Annotated in this window: 20 protein-coding genes; 15 read left to right on the forward strand and 5 right to left on the reverse strand. The window is 37.1% G+C overall.

What is annotated here, in order from left to right; genetic code table 11:
• Positions 1–89: 89 nt before the first annotated feature.
• Positions 90–1,445 (reverse strand): MATE family efflux transporter, encoded by a 1,356-nt coding sequence (locus HNQ98_RS00325; protein ID WP_135197635.1) that lies wholly within the window; start codon positions 1,443–1,445, stop codon positions 90–92.
• Between the two features lie 137 nt (positions 1,446–1,582).
• Between HNQ98_RS00325 and HNQ98_RS00330 the strand changes: the two genes are divergently transcribed.
• From HNQ98_RS00330 to HNQ98_RS00360, 7 genes are all read left to right on the forward strand, one after another.
• Complete coding sequence (locus HNQ98_RS00330) at positions 1,583–2,248, forward strand: 2,3-bisphosphoglycerate-dependent phosphoglycerate mutase (RefSeq protein ID WP_135197634.1); 666 nt, start codon at positions 1,583–1,585, stop codon at positions 2,246–2,248.
• Between the two features lie 37 nt (positions 2,249–2,285).
• On the forward strand, positions 2,286–3,362 hold the full coding sequence (pepA, locus tag HNQ98_RS00335; RefSeq protein ID WP_135197633.1) for a glutamyl aminopeptidase: 1,077 nt from the start codon (positions 2,286–2,288) through the stop codon (positions 3,360–3,362).
• A gap of 6 nt (positions 3,363–3,368) precedes the next feature.
• The gene (locus HNQ98_RS00340; protein ID WP_135197632.1) at positions 3,369–4,550 is read left to right on the forward strand and encodes an FtsW/RodA/SpoVE family cell cycle protein; all 1,182 of its coding nucleotides are present in this window, start codon (positions 3,369–3,371) and stop codon (positions 4,548–4,550) included.
• On the forward strand, positions 4,547–4,837 hold the full coding sequence (locus HNQ98_RS00345; RefSeq protein ID WP_014974637.1) for a YlbG family protein: 291 nt from the start codon (positions 4,547–4,549) through the stop codon (positions 4,835–4,837). Before HNQ98_RS00340 ends, HNQ98_RS00345 begins: the two co-directional genes overlap by 4 nt.
• Positions 4,838–4,936: 99 nt before the next feature.
• On the forward strand, positions 4,937–5,500 hold the full coding sequence (gene rsmD, locus HNQ98_RS00350) for a 16S rRNA (guanine(966)-N(2))-methyltransferase RsmD (protein ID WP_135197631.1): 564 nt from the start codon (positions 4,937–4,939) through the stop codon (positions 5,498–5,500).
• Complete coding sequence (coaD, locus tag HNQ98_RS00355) at positions 5,497–5,973, forward strand: pantetheine-phosphate adenylyltransferase (RefSeq protein WP_135197630.1); 477 nt, start codon at positions 5,497–5,499, stop codon at positions 5,971–5,973. Before rsmD ends, coaD begins: the two co-directional genes overlap by 4 nt.
• Positions 5,973–7,064, forward strand: coding sequence for a SepM family pheromone-processing serine protease (locus HNQ98_RS00360; RefSeq protein ID WP_184284881.1), 1,092 nt, complete (start codon positions 5,973–5,975; stop codon positions 7,062–7,064). The genes coaD and HNQ98_RS00360 overlap by 1 nt, the downstream gene beginning before the upstream one ends.
• Positions 7,065–7,997: 933 nt before the next feature.
• Here HNQ98_RS00360 and HNQ98_RS00365 read toward each other — a convergent pair.
• Positions 7,998–8,774, reverse strand: a complete 777-nt coding sequence (locus HNQ98_RS00365) for a helix-turn-helix transcriptional regulator (protein ID WP_135197629.1) — start codon at positions 8,772–8,774, stop codon at positions 7,998–8,000.
• Between the two features lie 645 nt (positions 8,775–9,419).
• On the opposite strand from HNQ98_RS00365, the gene HNQ98_RS00375 reads away from it, so the two are divergent.
• From HNQ98_RS00375 to HNQ98_RS00395, 5 genes are read left to right on the forward strand one after another with little or no spacing between them, the layout of a single operon-like run.
• Positions 9,420–10,229 carry a hypothetical protein gene (locus HNQ98_RS00375; protein WP_135197628.1) on the forward strand — a complete coding sequence of 270 codons (810 nt, stop codon included), beginning with the start codon at positions 9,420–9,422 and terminating at the stop codon, positions 10,227–10,229.
• The gene (locus tag HNQ98_RS00380; protein WP_135197627.1) at positions 10,226–10,912 is read left to right on the forward strand and encodes a hypothetical protein; all 687 of its coding nucleotides are present in this window, start codon (positions 10,226–10,228) and stop codon (positions 10,910–10,912) included. Before HNQ98_RS00375 ends, HNQ98_RS00380 begins: the two co-directional genes overlap by 4 nt.
• Complete coding sequence (locus tag HNQ98_RS00385; RefSeq protein WP_135197626.1) at positions 10,900–11,520, forward strand: hypothetical protein; 621 nt, start codon at positions 10,900–10,902, stop codon at positions 11,518–11,520. The genes HNQ98_RS00380 and HNQ98_RS00385 overlap by 13 nt, the downstream gene beginning before the upstream one ends.
• Positions 11,521–12,153 carry an ABC transporter ATP-binding protein gene (locus tag HNQ98_RS00390; RefSeq protein ID WP_135197625.1) on the forward strand — a complete coding sequence of 211 codons (633 nt, stop codon included), beginning with the start codon at positions 11,521–11,523 and terminating at the stop codon, positions 12,151–12,153. It abuts the gene before it with no gap.
• Positions 12,146–12,838, forward strand: coding sequence for a hypothetical protein (locus tag HNQ98_RS00395; protein WP_135197624.1), 693 nt, complete (start codon positions 12,146–12,148; stop codon positions 12,836–12,838). Before HNQ98_RS00390 ends, HNQ98_RS00395 begins: the two co-directional genes overlap by 8 nt.
• A 379-nt stretch (positions 12,839–13,217) precedes the next feature.
• Here HNQ98_RS00395 and HNQ98_RS00400 read toward each other — a convergent pair whose 3' ends face one another.
• The 3 genes from HNQ98_RS00400 to pncB are packed head-to-tail and all read right to left on the reverse strand — an operon-like array spanning position 13,218 to position 16,141.
• Positions 13,218–13,907 carry a MucBP domain-containing protein gene (locus HNQ98_RS00400; protein ID WP_135197623.1) on the reverse strand — a complete coding sequence of 230 codons (690 nt, stop codon included), beginning with the start codon at positions 13,905–13,907 and terminating at the stop codon, positions 13,218–13,220.
• Between the two features lie 52 nt (positions 13,908–13,959).
• Complete coding sequence (nadE, locus tag HNQ98_RS00405; RefSeq protein WP_135197622.1) at positions 13,960–14,790, reverse strand: NAD(+) synthase; 831 nt, start codon at positions 14,788–14,790, stop codon at positions 13,960–13,962.
• Between the two features lies 1 nt (position 14,791).
• Complete coding sequence (gene pncB / locus HNQ98_RS00410; RefSeq protein WP_135197621.1) at positions 14,792–16,141, reverse strand: nicotinate phosphoribosyltransferase; 1,350 nt, start codon at positions 16,139–16,141, stop codon at positions 14,792–14,794.
• Positions 16,142–16,213: 72 nt separating this feature from the next.
• On the opposite strand from pncB, the gene tsaE reads away from it, so the two are divergent.
• The 3 genes from tsaE to HNQ98_RS00425 all read left to right on the forward strand — a co-directional run bounded on the left by tsaE (position 16,214) and on the right by HNQ98_RS00425 (position 17,750).
• Entirely contained in the window at positions 16,214–16,675 is a 462-nt protein-coding gene (gene tsaE / locus HNQ98_RS00415) for a tRNA (adenosine(37)-N6)-threonylcarbamoyltransferase complex ATPase subunit type 1 TsaE (protein WP_135197620.1), read from the forward strand.
• Entirely contained in the window at positions 16,660–17,148 is a 489-nt protein-coding gene (locus HNQ98_RS00420; protein ID WP_135197619.1) for a GNAT family N-acetyltransferase, read from the forward strand. Before tsaE ends, HNQ98_RS00420 begins: the two co-directional genes overlap by 16 nt.
• 68 nt (positions 17,149–17,216) lie before the next feature.
• Positions 17,217–17,750 (forward strand): 3'-5' exonuclease, encoded by a 534-nt coding sequence (locus HNQ98_RS00425; protein ID WP_135197618.1) that lies wholly within the window; start codon positions 17,217–17,219, stop codon positions 17,748–17,750.
• Positions 17,751–17,786: the final 36 nt, after the last annotated feature.

A 17,786-nucleotide genomic window follows, 5' to 3' on the forward strand; every position in this document is an offset into this window, starting at 1 on the left:
TTAAAACATAAAGGGACCTAAAAAATAATATAAAAAGAGTGTTTTATCCGGTTTTTAAAAATGAAAGCGCTTAAAAAGCGAACTCAATTTCATAATTGTTCGTTTATCACTGATGTACTAGCTTTTTTTAGTTTTTTAACCATTTTAATATATGAAGGGATCATAACAATGACCGATCCAGTCCACGCTAGCACATTCGCTAAACTTGCACCAAAGAATCCAAAGGGACCGACGAGAACAATTGCAGCAACAGTACGCATCAATAATTCAGCAATACCAGCATACGTCGGTGTTTTTGAATCATTAAGTCCCTGTAAGACATAGCGAATAATAAATAGGATTGATAAAATGTAATAAAAGGCACCATTTGCCCAAAAATATTGTTGTGATAATTTCAAGACGTCGTGTTGATCGGCACCCACAAACAACATGACGGCATAGCGACCAAAAGCAATTTCAAGAATGCCCATAACTAGCCCAAACCCCATACTCATGTACAAAGCATGTTTGACACCAACTATAATACGTTGATATTGTCCAGCACCATAATTTTGTGCCGCAAAAGTTGCCATCGTAATGCCAAATGACATCAATGGCAAGGTAGCTACTTGGTCAATACGTTGTGCGGCAGTTGTTGCTGCAACAGCATTTGTACCTAAGGTATTTAATGCACCTTGTAAAACAAGCGCCCCAATAGCAATGATTGCGCTTTGGAAACCCATTGGTAGTCCGGCGCGTAAGTGAATGCGCATGTCTTTAATATCCCATCTAAGATCTGTACGTTGTATTTGTAACATAGGGGTGAATCGATAAATATGCCAAAAACTCAGTAATGCTGAAATGAGTTGTGCTAAAACAGTAGCGATAGCGGCACCCGCAACACCCCAATGTAAGCCGAGAATGAACCAAAGTTCAAGTATAACATTAGCAAACATACCAACAATTAGATAATTAAGTGGTGAGCGTGCGTCCCCAATTGCACGCAAAGCATTAGCTGTGACATTGTAGCCCATAGTGGCAAAAATACCACCAAGAATAATAGCTATAAAAATAAGGGAGTCATTAAAAATATCATCAGGTGTTTGCATCAGCTTTAACAAAGGATGAATGAGTAGTAAGCTGATTATGGTCACAATAATAGTCATGAAGGTAGAAACAATAATTGTTGAGGCCATACTTTTTCGGACACCAGCAATATCACGAGCACCATAGCGTTGAGCTGTAATGATTGATAGGCCAGCAGTAAATCCTTGCACAAAACCAATGATTAAAAACATAATGGATCCGGTCGCACCAACAGCAGCTAATGCTTTAACGCCTAATGTTTGGCCAACAATTAGCGTGTCGGAAAAATTATAAAGCTGTTGAAATAAGTTACCAATAACTAGAGGTATTGTAAAAAACAGGATTTGCTTGGCAGGCTTGCCTTCGGTTAAGTTGCGCATAAATATCTCCAATATCATCTGACTAAATAAAATAAAGCATACAGGATATTCTAACTGAATTTTGCCATGTTGACTAGTAATTTGTTTGATTTTTAATGCTATAATAAAAGTAACACAAAAAACGAGGGAGTTAACTTATGGTCGCGCAACTTGTCTTGGTTCGCCATGGGGAATCAACAGCTAATCGTAATAATGAATTTACGGGGTGGACGGATGTTCCTTTGACACCTAAAGGTCGCCAGCAGGCTAAACAAGTTGGGCAGAAGTTAGCTGAGCGCCAAATTCTTTTTAATCAAGTACATACTTCTTATTTGCAACGTGCAATTATTACCGCCAATATTATTTTATTTGAAATGAATCAATCTTGGTTACCAATGACTAAAACTTGGCGTCTTAATGAGCGTCATTATGGTGCTTTGCGAGGGCTTAATAAAGATCTTGCTAGAAAAGAATATGGTTTTGAAGCGGTAGCCTTATGGCGAAGAAGTTATACAGCGGTACCGCCACTATTAACAAAGGTGACACCAGATCGTCGGTATCCTAACGGATTAGAGCCGTATGGAGAAAGTCTTAAAATGGCTAGTGATCGCTTGTTACCTTATTGGACTCAAGTGATTGAACCAGCACTTAAGGCTGGAAAAAATCAGCTGATTGTTGCTCATGGTAGCAGTTTACGTGCACTGGTTAAGTATTTAGAACATATTAGTGATGAGGATATTGATGGGCTAGAAATTGGTAATGGGGAACCGATTTATTATACTTTTGATGATGAATTTAACATAAGCCAGCGTCATTATTTATAATGACACCGCTCATGTTACAGTAAAGGAGTAACTACTGATGAATGATAAAACTTGGGCGCGTATCAAAAAGTACACTGAACTACAAGGCACATCAGGTCAAGAGCACATTGTGCGTCAACAATTTCGTGATGAACTGGCACCGCTAGTAGATGAAGTTAAATATGAAGGCTTGGGTGGTATCTTTGGTGTTAAGCAACATTTAAATAGCCACGCGCCACGCGTCATGTTTGCTGCGCACTTGGATGAAGTTGGCTTCATTGTCACAGATATCTTAGCCAGCGGAGCCTTACGTGTAGCTGCAATCGGTGGTTGGAATGCTACAGTTATTTCTTCTCAACGTTTTACATTATTTACATCACAAGGTGAGTATCCTGTAGTATCGAGCTCGGTATCACCTCATTTACTTCGTGGTGGGACAAAAGGACCACAATTACCAACCGTTGACGATATTTTATTTGATGCAGGTTTTGTCGACGGTAATGAGGCAAGTGCTTATGGTGTTCGGCCAGGTGATTTCATTGTACCAAAGGTAGAAACAGTCTTAACTGCAAATAAAAAACGCGTGATGTCTAAAGCATGGGATAATCGTTTTGGTGTCGTGACTATTTTAGAAGCACTTGAAGCGCTTAAGGCCGAACAAACACCCAACACTTTGATTATGGGTGCGGATGTACAAGAAGAAGTAGGACTGCGTGGTGCACACGGTGCGGTCAACCTATTAAAGCCTAATATTTTCTTTGCGATTGACTCTAGTGCCGCTGATGATGTATCCGGTGCGGCACAACATCAAGGGGTATTAGATCAGGGCACATTATTGCGTGTATTTGATCCAACTGTGGTGATGCCAGTACGATTGAAAGAATTCTTGTTATCAACAGCTGAAGATAATCATATACCTTATCAATATTTTGTATCGAAAGGTGGCACTGATGCAGCTGCTGCACAAAGTGAATTAACTGGGATACCATCAGTTGCTTTAGGTGTCGCTTCGCGTTATATTCATACACATCAAACGGTGTGGTCAATTGCTGATTTTGAAGCAGCCAAGGCGTTTGTCGTGGCAATTGCAAAAAATTTAGATACCACAAACTTAAAGACAATTATGGGCGATTAGTGTTTTATGTTCAAAAAACTGCGAAAACTAGACTATTGGATAGCCGTACCGTTTACAATACTCAGTATGTTGGGTGTTGTTATGGTTTTTTCGGCAACGCAAGGTTCAGCTGCGTTGGGTAATTTTATCAAACAGGCGATCTTTGTCATGATTGGGCTGAGTGGTGCACTATTTTTATACCATTTTAATTTAAAACATTTACAAAATGTGCGATGGCTTAAATCAGCAATGTACATCATTATTGCGGCCCTCATTATTGCTAAGGTGATTATGCCAGCAGTCAATGGGGCACACGGCTGGATTAATTTGGGGGTGATTACCCTACAACCAGCTGAATTTCTAAAGTTAGCAATGATCTTGTACTTTGCTTATTTCTTTTCTCGTTATCCATGGAAGAGCAATACGCGATGGGCCTTACAATCAGTTGTTAGAAACCATATCTTGTGGCCGCCGATAGTCGCTTTAGGCCTTGTTTTTATCATGCCGGATAATGGTAATGGTTTGATTACTTTAGTTATCTGTTTTGCATTATTGTTAGCTTCAGGTATGTCAAAACGAGCAATTGCTATCGCGGCAGCCGCTACTGGATTGGGATTTGGCTTTTTACAACCGCTTATTCGATTATTGAACCACACGTTTAATTTAACAAGTAATGATCACTACGTATTTTCACGATTAACTAGTTTTGTTAATCCTTGGGATCCAAATGCTGCTGATGCTAGCCGGCAACTATTGTACGGTTATTATGCCATTGCTCATGGTGGTTGGTTTGGTGTTGGTCTTGGGAATTCTTTAATTAAGCCTTACTTACCGGAATCTAATACTGATTTCATCATGGCTGTCATGGCGGAAGAACTCGGTGTAGTGGTAACTACTATCGTGCTTCTTTTGGTGTTAATATTAGTTGGGCGTATGGTGATTCTTGGTATTCGCCAGAAAAATCAATACTATCGATTAGTCTTATTCGGTATTGCAACACTCCTATTTTTACAAACATTTGTTAACTTTGGTGGTGTGCTTGGTGTGTTACCAATCACTGGTGTTGTTTTTCCATTTATTTCTGGTGGTGGATCATCGTATATCGTTTTTAGTGCAGCCATCGGATTAGCACTTAATATTGCAGCAACTCAGAAAAAAACAGTTGATATTCATCCAGGGGATGTGATTGCTAGAAAGGATTATCAATGACATTTGAAATACAGCCGCGGCGTGCATTATATGTCTATTTAAAAAATAATCGCCACGCGACACAATTAAAAAAATTTGGTCATCTCACTTATATCTCACGGAAAATGGGATTTGCAACGATTTATGTAGATGATGTTGATATTGATCAAAAAATTAGTAAAATTAAACAGTATAAGTTTGTAGGAGAGGTGTTACCATCACCACGTCCAGATATTGATCCTGATCTAGGTGACCTACATGATGACATTTTCTTTGAAAGTTACGATGAAGAAAAAAATAATGAGTAGTTATGATTTAATATTATGATTTTAAATCTATCGTATGCTTATTAAAGAAAGGAAAGTGAGTTGATATACGGCAATGTTGTCAGCTGACATAGGAGTGAAATGCGAGTAGTATCAGGTCGTTTTCGCGGAACAAGATTAGACACCGTGATGGGGGATAAGACACGCCCAACAACGGATAAAGTAAAAGAAGCAATGTTTAGCATGTTGATGCCATACTTAGATGGTGGTCATGTGCTTGATTTGTATGCTGGAACCGGTGGTTTAGGTATTGAGGCAGTATCGCGTGGTATGACACAGGCTACACTAGTGGATCGGCAATTTCAAGCTGTAAAAGTGATTCAACAAAATGTTGAAAAAACGCATGATAGTCAAGTGTTCACTATTTTAAAGTCCACAGCACAGCAAGCATTACAAAGATTTGCTTTGGAAGATGTTGCTTTTGATCTTGTCTTTTTGGATCCACCATATGCTAAGGAAACGATTGATGATGATATGCGTTTTATGTCAGAAAATCATCTATTGAATGATGGGGCTATCGTTTTAGCTGAAAGTAACGATGCTGCTAATTTGCCAGATGAAGGCGATAGGTTTAAAATTATTCAACAAAAGCAGTATGGCATTACGGTTGTAACAATTTATCAGTTTGAAGGGGAAACTTTATGAGTATTGCACTATTTCCAGGTAGTTTTGATCCACTCACAAATGGACATTTAGATATTATCCGTCGTGCAAGTAAGATGTTTGATAAGGTTGTTGTTGGCATTGGGAACAATGCAGGGAAAAAAGCTTTATTTACACCAGAAGAGAAGAAAATTTTAATTTCTCAAATCGTAGCGGATTTACCTAATGTTGAGGTATCTATTATCAATGGCTTAACTGTGCAATTCATGGCAGAAATCAATGCTAAATTTATTGTACGTGGTTTGCGAAATAGTAAAGATTTTGAGTACGAACGTGATATTGCTGGGGTAAATAGTACATTAGCGGACGTAGAAACTGTGTTATTGCTCGCTAAACCAGAAAACCAAAATATTTCTAGTTCAATGGTTAAAGAAATTGGTAGTGTTGCAGCTGATAATATGGCAAAATTCGTACCACCAGTTGTGGTCAAAGCTCTGAAAGATCGGTTGCCTTAATGAGAAAAAAAAGTAAAATTATTGCTGCCATAGTCTCTTTAGTTGCACTTATCGGTATCATAGGACTTGTCTGGCCATTGGATGGTTATATTGAAAGTCCCGGTGAAGCTGATGATTTGGCTCGGTTTGTGACTATTGGTGGCGAAAAAGATACGTCAAAAGGTCGTTATAACATTACATCGGTCTATCTTTCTAAAGCCAACGGTTTTGGTTATTTACGAACTAAAATCAGTCCATTCTTAGATTATTCACAAAGTGAGGACGTGACAGGTGGTCAAAGTTCAGATGTATTTGCTCAAGTACAAAGCTTCTATATGCAGAGTGCAATTGCTAATGCAGAGCAAGTTGCTTTTAAAAAAGCGAACAAGCCAATTACTACACAATACCGCGGAATTTATGTTTTGAGTGTAAGTAAGCAGTCACATTTTAAGAAATCGATTCGCGTAGGTGATACAATAACTGCAGTTGATGGTCATCACTATGAAAATTCTGATGGATTTATTAAGTATTTAGCTAACAAAGGAAAAGATGTTAGTGTTACAATAGATTATTTACGTAATGGTAAAAAAGGTAAAGCTACTGGAACGACAATCAAATTGGCTGGTAGTAAGTCGCCGGAATATCCAAAAGGTAGATCTGGAATTGGTATTGTGTTGACGGATAATGTAGCAGTAACAACAAAACCAAAGGTGGCAGTCGATCCGGGCGAAATTGGCGGTCCATCAGGTGGTTTAATGTTTACATTACAAATTTATGATCAACTAACTGGCAATAAATTATCAAAAGCACGTAATATTTCTGGTACCGGAACGATGAATGCCAACGGTTATGTAGGTGAAATTGGTGGTATTGATAAAAAAGTCATAGCCGCCAAGGCAGCGGGATCAACAGTCTTTTTTGCACCATACTTACCACCAAACAAAAATATATTAAAATATGAAGAAAAGCACCAGACAAATTATCAATTAGCACGAGATACAGCTAAGAAACACGCGCCAAATATTAAAGTTGTACCTGTTGTGACGTTCCAAGATGCAATTAACTATCTTGAAACGGGTCGTATCATCAAGACAACTGACAAAGTTCAATAATATAAATAAAAATACGACCTGCTTGAAGTGACCCTAAAAAATTAGTAGTTAAGTAACTACTGAGTGAACTTATGAAGACAAATGCATTTGAAATATCTTATTAGCTTAGTAAAAAATATTAAATAACACCTAGTAAAAAATGCAATTTTTTACTAGGTGTTATTTATTTTGAAAATATTTTTTCAACATTAACAATAATAAGTTGAGTAGATTGAAGTCCGTCAGCGCTTAAGAACCAGAGACCAGGACTAGCGCATTATATACAATGGTAGTTTCTGAGCTAACACCGCTAATTGCTTTTGTTGATTTGTACTATCTGTTGCTAGATCTAAAATGGATTCTATTTTTTTAAGCCATCCTTAAATTTTTTTACGACCAGAGATAATGATGCTACCTAACATGTTAGTACATTCGATTTTTTAAAACTGACTCAAGTAAGGTGGCAGATTTTTGGGTAGCAGCAGTTACTGATGTATTTTCACCTAACGCTGCAATAATATTAAGCGGACTGTTATCAAATACAACAACATGACCAGGGCGGAAACAGATATTTTTGAACCAGTAACTTTTATTTTTAGGTAATGCTTTTGATGTTTGTGGTGCTTAGACGTCTCATTTTCGTTTCTTTTAATTAGTTAACAGGAATCAGGCATTTGCTCTAGAAATAAGGACAGATGTTCTTAGCACCCATATTTTATATGAACAGATAATTCATATAGTAGATTTAAAATATCTTCATGAATGATACCATTTGTTTGTTTATGAGCCAATATTTTGTTAGATTTCATGACTACAGTTTCTTCCGCAAAATTAATATCTAAATTATTAAGTGGCTTGTCAAGAGTAGATTAGGGGCTAGTTGATTGGAGATTAAATTGGCATGAAGTAAATCTAAATTAAAATAGGCTCTATTGTTATGAGATACTAGGTTGTTTATGGTGAAACAATTTGTGAAATGGGGGTATGTATCAGATGGAGAAATGTCTGACGGAAATCATCGGGCTTAGTGGGTATTGGTTGTGTGAGCCAAGTAGATATAATGGCCAGTGTGGTTTTAACTGTGAGATCAATAGCAAAATCACGACTAACTGGTGCTGTGCCAAGATTATAATTTTCAAAGAACGGGGTTGCCCACTTAATGTATACTTTTTTTAGGAAATATAGCCACTCGCCATTGGCATAGTGACCCGTGTAAAGGATTTTTAAAGTATGGTTATTATCATATAATACGGGTAAGACATAATCAGCGATCATCTCAAAAGGATCTGTTGTTGTACTGGTTGATAAAGCGGCAATGACTTGAGCATCAAGTTGTTTGGCAATATATTGAAGTATGGCTGATGGTGAATTAAATAATTTGATTGCATGGTGATGTGCAATGCCTGCCTCTTGGATAATAAGATCAATGTCACAGTACACACCATTGTGACGATATAGCAAAGACAAAAAAGCATCAACAAGTAGTTGGCGTTCAGCAGTGTGGGTCTTGTCAGTTTGTTGTCCTTCTAGGGCAGACACAATTTCTGGTAGTGGCATGTTGAATGTTTTGGCAATAATGGTCAGTGCTGCCACAGGTGGTATGCTAATACCACGTTCCCAATTAGAAACGGTTTGACGTGAAACGAATATTTGCTCTGCAAATTCAACCTGTGTGAGGTTATGTCGTGTGCGAATATTTTGTAAAATGTGTTGAATGGTATTGAATTTCATAAATATTTCCTCAATCAAAATTTCATTACAGCGATAGAAATTATTATATCACAAAAAGACTAACGTTTAACATATAATTATGGATTTGTCGACATAGAATAATGAGCATAAGAGATGCATCGTAAATGTTATACTTATTTTTATTGTTCAGTATGAATTAACAGAAGAGTTAAATTATGAACAAAGCAATGACAGGTTCACTAATAATCGGATAAGCATTGGCATTTGGAATGATATCAAAAGCCGATGCTAAGTTATATTACATGCCATTTAATTTAACAGTGATGCCAAAATAGCCAAGCAAATTATACTGGAGCACGCTATCGTAATACGAGTGATAGGCGTAATAATTTCAAGGTTGGTGTTGGTACTTCTACCGAGGGGTATAAGACCTACTATTCGTTTAGACTTCAAGCAAATAAGTTGTTCGGTTGGGGTGATGCTTCTAGAGTCGTTACAGCTGGTCCTTATTTAGATTATGCGTACTCTCCAAGTGACGGGTCGGCAGAAAAGAAAAGTACAAGATTAAAAGTGGCAAACACTGAACGATCTTCATATTCACAATAAATTTCTGGGTGGTGGGATGAGGCTACTGGATATATTGCGACGTCAGATTCACGACGTCCGAATTAAGGAGATAACAGTATGATTAGTAATTTTTTCTTCAAGCGAATTATTGCTAGTCTTTCCTATAAAGTATTGCTAATAATAACAACATCTATTATGGTGTTAACTTTTTTAGGCATACATCCGTTTAATTATGGATTATACAAAGGTCATACGATATTACGTATGACCTTTGTTCTTGTAGGCAATGGCGAAAGTGCATTTAGTTTTTTGAGCACAGCAATGTATAGTGTTTTGCCACTTTTTATATTAGGTGGTGTGACCAACAATCAGATCAGCGATCAAAAATCAGGATTTGATGTTGCTGTTATGGCAAGACTAGGATATAAAAAATATTTGCAACAATTATATATTGGTTCAGCTATGACAAGTGGTCTATTATTTATCGGTCCATTATTACTTAATCATCTTATTGTTCTTGGTAGTAGGCTGGTGATTACAAAAAGTTATGCTGATCCCATAGGTCCAGAGGTGATCATGCCATTAAAATCAGATCTAATCTGGCATTGGGGTGTCTGGAGCTGGCAACATCTCTTAATGACTGATATATTGTATAGCTTGGGGAATACTTGGTTGTTCATTATATTTGGGACGATTTTGGTTTCACTAGGGTTAATCGTTACAAAATTATATCAACTTGTGTTACTAACATTGGCCATATACTTACCTTTCTGGGCTGGTGGTAGTCTGAGTATCAATAAGTTAATGCAACCATTGATACCAGCTTATTTAAATCACATTATTCTAGGTTATGTGGTCTTAACAATTGGGGCTATCGTGTTTAATAGTTTAGTTTACCGTTATTTTGTTAGGTGGCACATATCATGAGTAAAAAAATTATAAGTTGGTTAGGTGTGACTGCCATTATTTTTTGTATATTTTTCTTTACTTGGTATAAATTTGGGATGGTGTATGATTTTGGAGACTGGTCGCGTTATGAAGCCAGTCGTTATTTAGATGCACTGGTGTGGTGGACACTTTTTGTACCACTTTTCTTGGCCATAACAATTAAAAATATAACAATAGACTTGCAGAAATTAATGCGACAAAAAAATCGCGTCGCTATTTTTAGGAAAAACGTGCGACAAGGTATACGAGATGCGATCATTTTTGTGATAATTATTGGTGTTATGGGCATGATACGAGTACCAGTTATTACAATGACTACCAATCAATTCAATATTTTTTTATTGCTATGGTCGCTCCAATTAGTTACTGCTTTTTTGTCGTTAACCATGATGCATATTTTGATGATGGTGATTTATAATGGCACGAATAAACGGTGGTTGGCATTAATTGTCGCAACATTTATTTCTATTGTGGTAATGGCGACGACAAGGCTGACAGTGTCATTACCTTGGCAATATTATGCGATTGTGAGCATGATTGGAGAATGGCCAGATGTGACGATAGTTATTCCCTACTTTATGATGGGGATTTGGATATTTGTAATTATTGGTATTTACCTTATTGGTGAATCGAAAGCAAAGTGGTTGCAATGGTACAAATAACGAAATATCAAATAGTGATATGTTTTATTTTGAGTGCTCTTTTTGTTGTTGAGCAACAATTGACGTATGAAACGCCAATATATTTGATGAATCAATCGACTATCACTTATGTACAACAGATTACTTTACTAGTATCTCAACTAATGCCATTTATAATGATTATTGGTTGGGAGGAGCGTATGCAAACAGGTCAGGGACTAAATTATTTTGTGAGACATAAGAATCGCTTACAAGTGATGATCAAAAGCTATTTACATTCTACAATTATTGTTATTGTTACTACCTTTACCATTATTCTTAGTCAGATTTTTTTGACAAAACAAACAGGCATTGATTATAGATGGACTGGTGTCATATGTTTTTATGTGATGTGGCATCTATTACAACGTATAGTTGAATCTTATTTCAGTAGTGTTAGTAGTTTGGCTATGATGGTTGGCATGATAGGATTTGGATTGTTTGTCAAAACACCGATACTGCAGCCCCTATTATTTTTATTTGGCCGATTTTCAGAGTTGAATACATGTAAAACTATCATAATGCTAATGATTATTACAGGGTTATATGCGGGTCTAGGCTATATATACAGAAAAAAACAGGTAATCTAAATGATAGAAGTAAAAAATATAACGGTTAAGATAAAAAAAGAAACAATTTTAAAAGATGTGTCATATATTTTTGAAGCTGGTAAAATATATGGTTTGCGTGGCCGAAACGGTGCTGGAAAAACGATGTTTCTACGGGCACTGGCTGGTTTAATACGAGTGAGTTCTGGGCGTATTGTGGTTGATGGTGAGGTGTTAGGTGAAAATATTGATTTTCCACCAAGCCTTGGCTTGCTGATTGAAAATAATAATTTGGCTCCTGAATTCTCATTAACCAAAAATTTAAAACTATTATCACAAATAAAAAAAGTTGCTACTGATGATGATATTGAACAGACGATTGCACGTGTTGGTTTGGCAACAAATGATTCACGTAAAGTTGCAAAGTTTTCCTTAGGTATGAAGCAACGTGGTGCTATAGCACAGGCTTTATTTGAAAAACCTAGTTTAATTTTATTGGATGAGCCTACCAATGCAATCGATCAAAAAGGTGTGATACAAATACGTGAACTTTTGGCAGAAGAAGCGCAACGTGGGGCAACGATTATATTAGCCAGTCATAATTTAGAAGACTTAACGCTATTAGCTGATAAAATTATTGATTTGTCCGATGGGGAGATTGTGTCAGATGTATAAAAAATGGATTATCACATCTATTATTGCTTGTGGTTTTGGTGTTTTTTTGTGGCAGTTAGTGCCGATTATTAAAAATCACGTTATGCCAGAAGGACCACGACAGTTATTGGGTCAAAGTAAAAATACTGCAATATCAAGTGTCATCGAAAACGTAGGTGGTGTAAAAGGTATTACGCAACTTGGTTTAACCACTGGTATCTATGATATCACGATAAAATCCGATCATTTAGTGAATACACCTGTGTTATCTGACGGTCAGCGTGGTGATCGTTATCTTGGTTTAACACTTGATCGAACAGCAACATTTAATGTTGGTCAGGGTGAGGCAGTAAAATTTGAACCCGCTGAGTTTAAACCTTTGATGAAACGAAATAATGTTTATACGATTTCAACACCAGGAAATTATGTAGTTAATCGACAAATTCCCGAAGGACGTTATCAAATTAAGATTCATGATATCAAACGTCAAACAATACAACGCGATAAATTTCGGCCAGCGACAATTACAGTTGATAGTAAGTTTCTAAATGGTAATGGCAGTGGTGATGGTCAGGGTGGCATTATATCATCAACATTAAATCGCTCAAGTCCTATTATCTTACTTGAAAATCATCGCTTACTAAGCATTACTTTTTCTGGCGTAGAGCATGGTAGTTATGTTGAATTGATGCCTCTGACAGATTGAAAAGTCATGTGATATTTCATTTTGATAAAAATTGGAGAAACCACCTTTAATTGATATTATCTGTTATAACGAAAACATAATTAGTTGCTACAAAGGTAGGTGGGGGTGTTAAAGAAAGTTAGTGGTTGTTGTAAACTAATCCGATGCCGTCTCGAGTTGCACAATACAAAATAGAATCTGTACCGCGATAAGGCATGCTAATTATTTCCATGAATAAAACCGTCCTATATTAATTTATAGGGCGGCTTTTGTTATCTATTTACAAATAAGTAGAAAAATATGAAATGTATAAAAGATTTTAAGTGAGCGTGGGGCATTGCATCCAATCAGAGATGAAAAGGGTTCACATTACACTACATATAGTAGGCCATATTTTTATTTATATTTTATCAATGTAGATACTGTTAATCCAACCATGGTGCGCCAGTTTATACCAAACTAAATGATTCTTATCATGCTGTTCTGTAGTAATAGCAACGAAATCACCATCTAAGACGCTACCAATGGGTAGACCATAGGGAGATTCAAAAACCTCTGTTGATTGTTCGGGCAAGAAATTAACTATCGCATTTGGCTGATCATTCTCTAGTTCTGCATCTTTAATATAATTAATATTTTCAATATTTGGTGCTGTATCAGATAATGTCATCAATGTGATGTCGTAAGGGACCCAATTATGATCACCAATTTGATACCAGAACTGACCATTACCAGTGATCACGCGTAGTGGTGTTGCCCAATAGCTATCATTGGTTAGATTAGCTGTGACATGATTATAGTCATCAGGTGCCGCATAGCTTACGACAACGTTTTTCATGTGAATATACATAGTCACACGGTGAACAGCCTGCCAAGATGCTGGTTGATAAAAAATTTGAAGCGATTGTGGCATGTTACCAAAAACACCAGATAATTCACCAGAATTATCCACATATTTATAATTTGTCAGATCTGGTGTATTAATTATGTAAGATTCACCGATATTACCATCCAGGCGATGAGGCTCTAGGAGGGTTTCTTGCGTTGCTATATTTTTATAATAAACCCAAACGGGTGCTTCATTTGTCATGTGTTAACCTCTAAAATTGGAGTGTGAAGATCAAATATTTTCTGAAAAGGGGTTAATAGAACCAAGTATCATAAATTGTAATGGGTTCATGTCGCTTATGTGCACTAGTGAGATAGAGTTGCTCAATTTTATTGGCAGCTGCAGTTGATATCTGCTTACCTTCTAAATAATTATCAATGAGGTCATAACTTACGCCAAGAGCGACTTCATCAGGTAGCTGAGGGCGTTGGTCTTCTAAGTCTGCTGTTGGTATTTTTTCATATAACTCGGCGGGCGCATCTAGATAAGCGAGCATTTGGCGTCCTTGGCGCTTGTTTAAACGCCATAGTGGATTGATATCTGTACCACCATCACCATACTTTGTAAAAAAACCAGCGAAGGCTTCAGCAGCGTGATCAGTACCAATAACTACACCATTATGTTCACGAGCAACTGCATATTGTGCGATCATGCGCATTTTTGGTTTGATTGAGCCACGACTCATATCGTCTACAGACAAGCCACTATCACGTAAAGCCAAAGTCATCGCATCTGTGGCTGTTTTGATATTAGTAGTCACGGTCACATCAGGTGAAATAAAATTCAATGCTGCTAGTGCATCAGCTTCATCTAACTGTTCACCATAAGGTTGACGAACAGCAACAATCTGATAATCATCATTTAGTGATGATTCTTTGTTTAATTCATCTACGGCTAGCGCAGCGAGTTTACCAGCTAAGGTCGAATCTTGTCCACCACTAACGGCAATGACGTAACTTTTATATTGTGGATTTTTTTGTAAATAAATTTTTAAAAAATTGATACTACGTCGTACTTCTGATTTCGGATCAATTATAGGTTGAACATGAAGGTCAGCAATGATTTGAGCCTGTAATGCATGCATATTAGTTTTCCTCCATTGTTTGTTGGATGTTGGTGATGGCTAATGATTTAGCAGCTGATAATTCTTCGGACAAGGTAACTGGATAAATAGCTGGGTTTATGAGTTGTTTAAAGCGATTCGGCAATGCTGCAAGGGATTGTTTCGCATAGACTTGTATCTGTTGAATCGCTGGTATGTCATAATGTTTTTTACCATTAACAAAAATATCATGTAGAATCGGGCGACCAGTATTATTTTCGTTAGCAAACGTTAGTATATCAGCATCTTGTTGACGCCAAATTTGCTTTTTTCCAGGAATTGAAATTTTTTCAATATCATTGGATAGTTTAATTGTGTTTTTACCATCAATGCTAACCATTTTGTAAACCGCGCCAAGAGCTGGTTGATCAAAAGCGGTAATTAATTTTGTACCCACACCCCAAACGTCAATTTTGGCACCGCGTTGCTTTAAGTCAGTGATGGTATATTCGTCAAGATCATTCGAAGCATAAATCTTAGCTTGCGGAAAGCCAGCTGCATCGAGCATATCACGAACACGATTTGATAGCAGTACCATGTCACCAGAGTCAATACGAATACCTTGAAAATTAATTTTATCGCCCAGCTCTTTGGCGACTTTAATAGCGGCAGGAACACCAGACTTTAATGTATCAAACGTATCAACTAGGAAGACGACATCGTTGTGCGTTTGTGCATAGGCTTTAAATGCTGCATAGTCATTTTGATAGGCTTGTACTAAAGCATGTGCATGTGTCCCAGATACGGGAATATTAAATAGTTTACCCGCGCGTACATTTGATGTTGCGCCAAAGCCACCGATATAAGCTGCACGTGTACCCCAGAGAGCAGCATCAAGTTCTTGAGCTCGTCGTGTACCAAATTCCATGAGTGGATCACCTTGAGCAGCAGTGACAACACGCGCAGCCTTGGTTGCAATCAAAGTTTGAAAGTTAACCATATTAAGCAAAGCTGTTTCGAGTAATTGTGCATCAACGAGTGGCCCTTCAATTTGTAACAGGGGCTCATGGGCAAACATGATTTCACCTTCATGTGGCGCGCGCAATGTTGCTGTTAGTCGCCAATTTTTAAGATAATTTAAAAATTCGTCACTATATAAGTTTAAACTTTTTAAATATGCCAAATCTGTTTGACTGAACTTTAGTTTTTCCAGAAAACTAATGACATGTGTCAAACCAGCAAATACAACGAAACCGTTACCAAAAGGTTCTTGTCGAAAATAGGCCTCAAAAACAACTGGTTTTTGATCAATTCCTGTCTGCCAGTACGTGTAAATCATATTGATTTGGTATAAATCTGTGTGTAGTGTGAGTGAATCGTCTGGATAAATCATGCTGATGTCCTTTGAGATTATTAAATTCATTATAGCAAAAATAGAATATAAAAGCCGTGCTATAATTAATTTATGAAAGAAATTTTGACAAACAATACAAGTGAAACACAAACTTTCGCCCAGCAGGTAGCTAGTTTTGCCAAACCAGGCTTGGTAATCGCTTTGGCGGGGGATCTAGGCGCTGGGAAAACAACATTTACTCAGGGATTTGCTCGTGCATTAGGTGTGAATGCACGTGTCAAAAGCCCAACATTTAACATAATGAATACATATGTAGCAAATGATTTCCCAATTTATCATTTTGATGCCTACCGTTTAGAAGAAACTGGTGCACAAGATCAAGGTTTTGAAGACTATGTTGGTACTGATGGTGTGACATTGATTGAATGGCCACAGTACATGAAAGATTTACTACCAAAAGATCGTTTGGAGCTTAATTTTACAAGAGGGGCACAAGATGATGTGCGTTTTATTCAAGTTCATGGTATTGGATCGGCAGAAAATATTGAGGAAAAGCTATGCCTTTTGATATGACACAACCGATAACGTTTAGCTTCGAGGAAGCTGGCATGCAACGTGTTGTAGCATGGCAAGCACTAATTGAGTTGTTGATGCAAGAAACGGATACTTTTATGATTGGGAGTGTCCGTCAAGGACAAGATGAACCTGAAATATCCCATCAGCCAGCGATTACATTACTTCTTATTGCAGAACAAGATGAAATGTCTCAACCAGTTGGTATATCATCCATTACTGATGGTGAATTAGGTATTGCAATTTTGCAACAATTTCAAGGGGCAGGTTTAGGGCAAGCGTCTATGGATACCCTAATTGATTGGGCGCAGCAAATGTCACTAGAAAGTTTATGGCTTGATGTACAAACTGACAATCAGGTTGCGATTCATCTGTACCAAAAATATGACTTTAAAAATGTCGGTGAGCTGACGGCCATCGAGTTACCAAATGGTAGGAAAACAGAATTACAACGCATGTTAAAAGTACTATAAATAACTGTAAATCAGTTAGTATAGAAACAGGATCAATGAGGCTTTAAGTTGCCAAAGGAGTGGATAAAATGAATTTTGTTGCCATGGATTTTGAAACGGCAAATCATGAAAAGCATTCGGCAGTTTCAGTTGCTATTGCAGTTGTTCGTGATAGTCAAATTGTTGATAAATTTTATAGTTTGATTAAACCAGAGACTTATTTTAGCTCACGTAATGTTGCAATCAATGGCATACACGAACAAGACGTTGCTAATGCACCTAAATTTCCAGAAGTATGGGACAAAATTTCGCCGCTATTTACCGAGGACAAGTTGATTGTCGCACATAATGCTACATTTGATAATAGTGTGCTAAAGGGAACATTGGCTTATTATGGCATAGAAGAACCTCATTACATGTTATTAGATACAGTACGTAGTAGCCGGCGCTTGTTTCCAAATTTTGAAAACCACAAGCTCAATACAGTGACTAGCAATTTGGGTATTGTTTTAGCTCATCACCATAATGCATTAGACGATGCGGTGGCAGCAGCTAATATTTTAATTTACGAGGCACATCATTTCGGAGAAGATCAGTTGAAAACTTTTGTGAAAAATAAATAAACTGTCATTATGACAGTTTATTTTTTGGTAAATGAT

This window comes from Leuconostoc carnosum (assembly GCF_014207505.1).
Lineage (GTDB): Bacteria > Bacillota > Bacilli > Lactobacillales > Lactobacillaceae > Leuconostoc > Leuconostoc carnosum.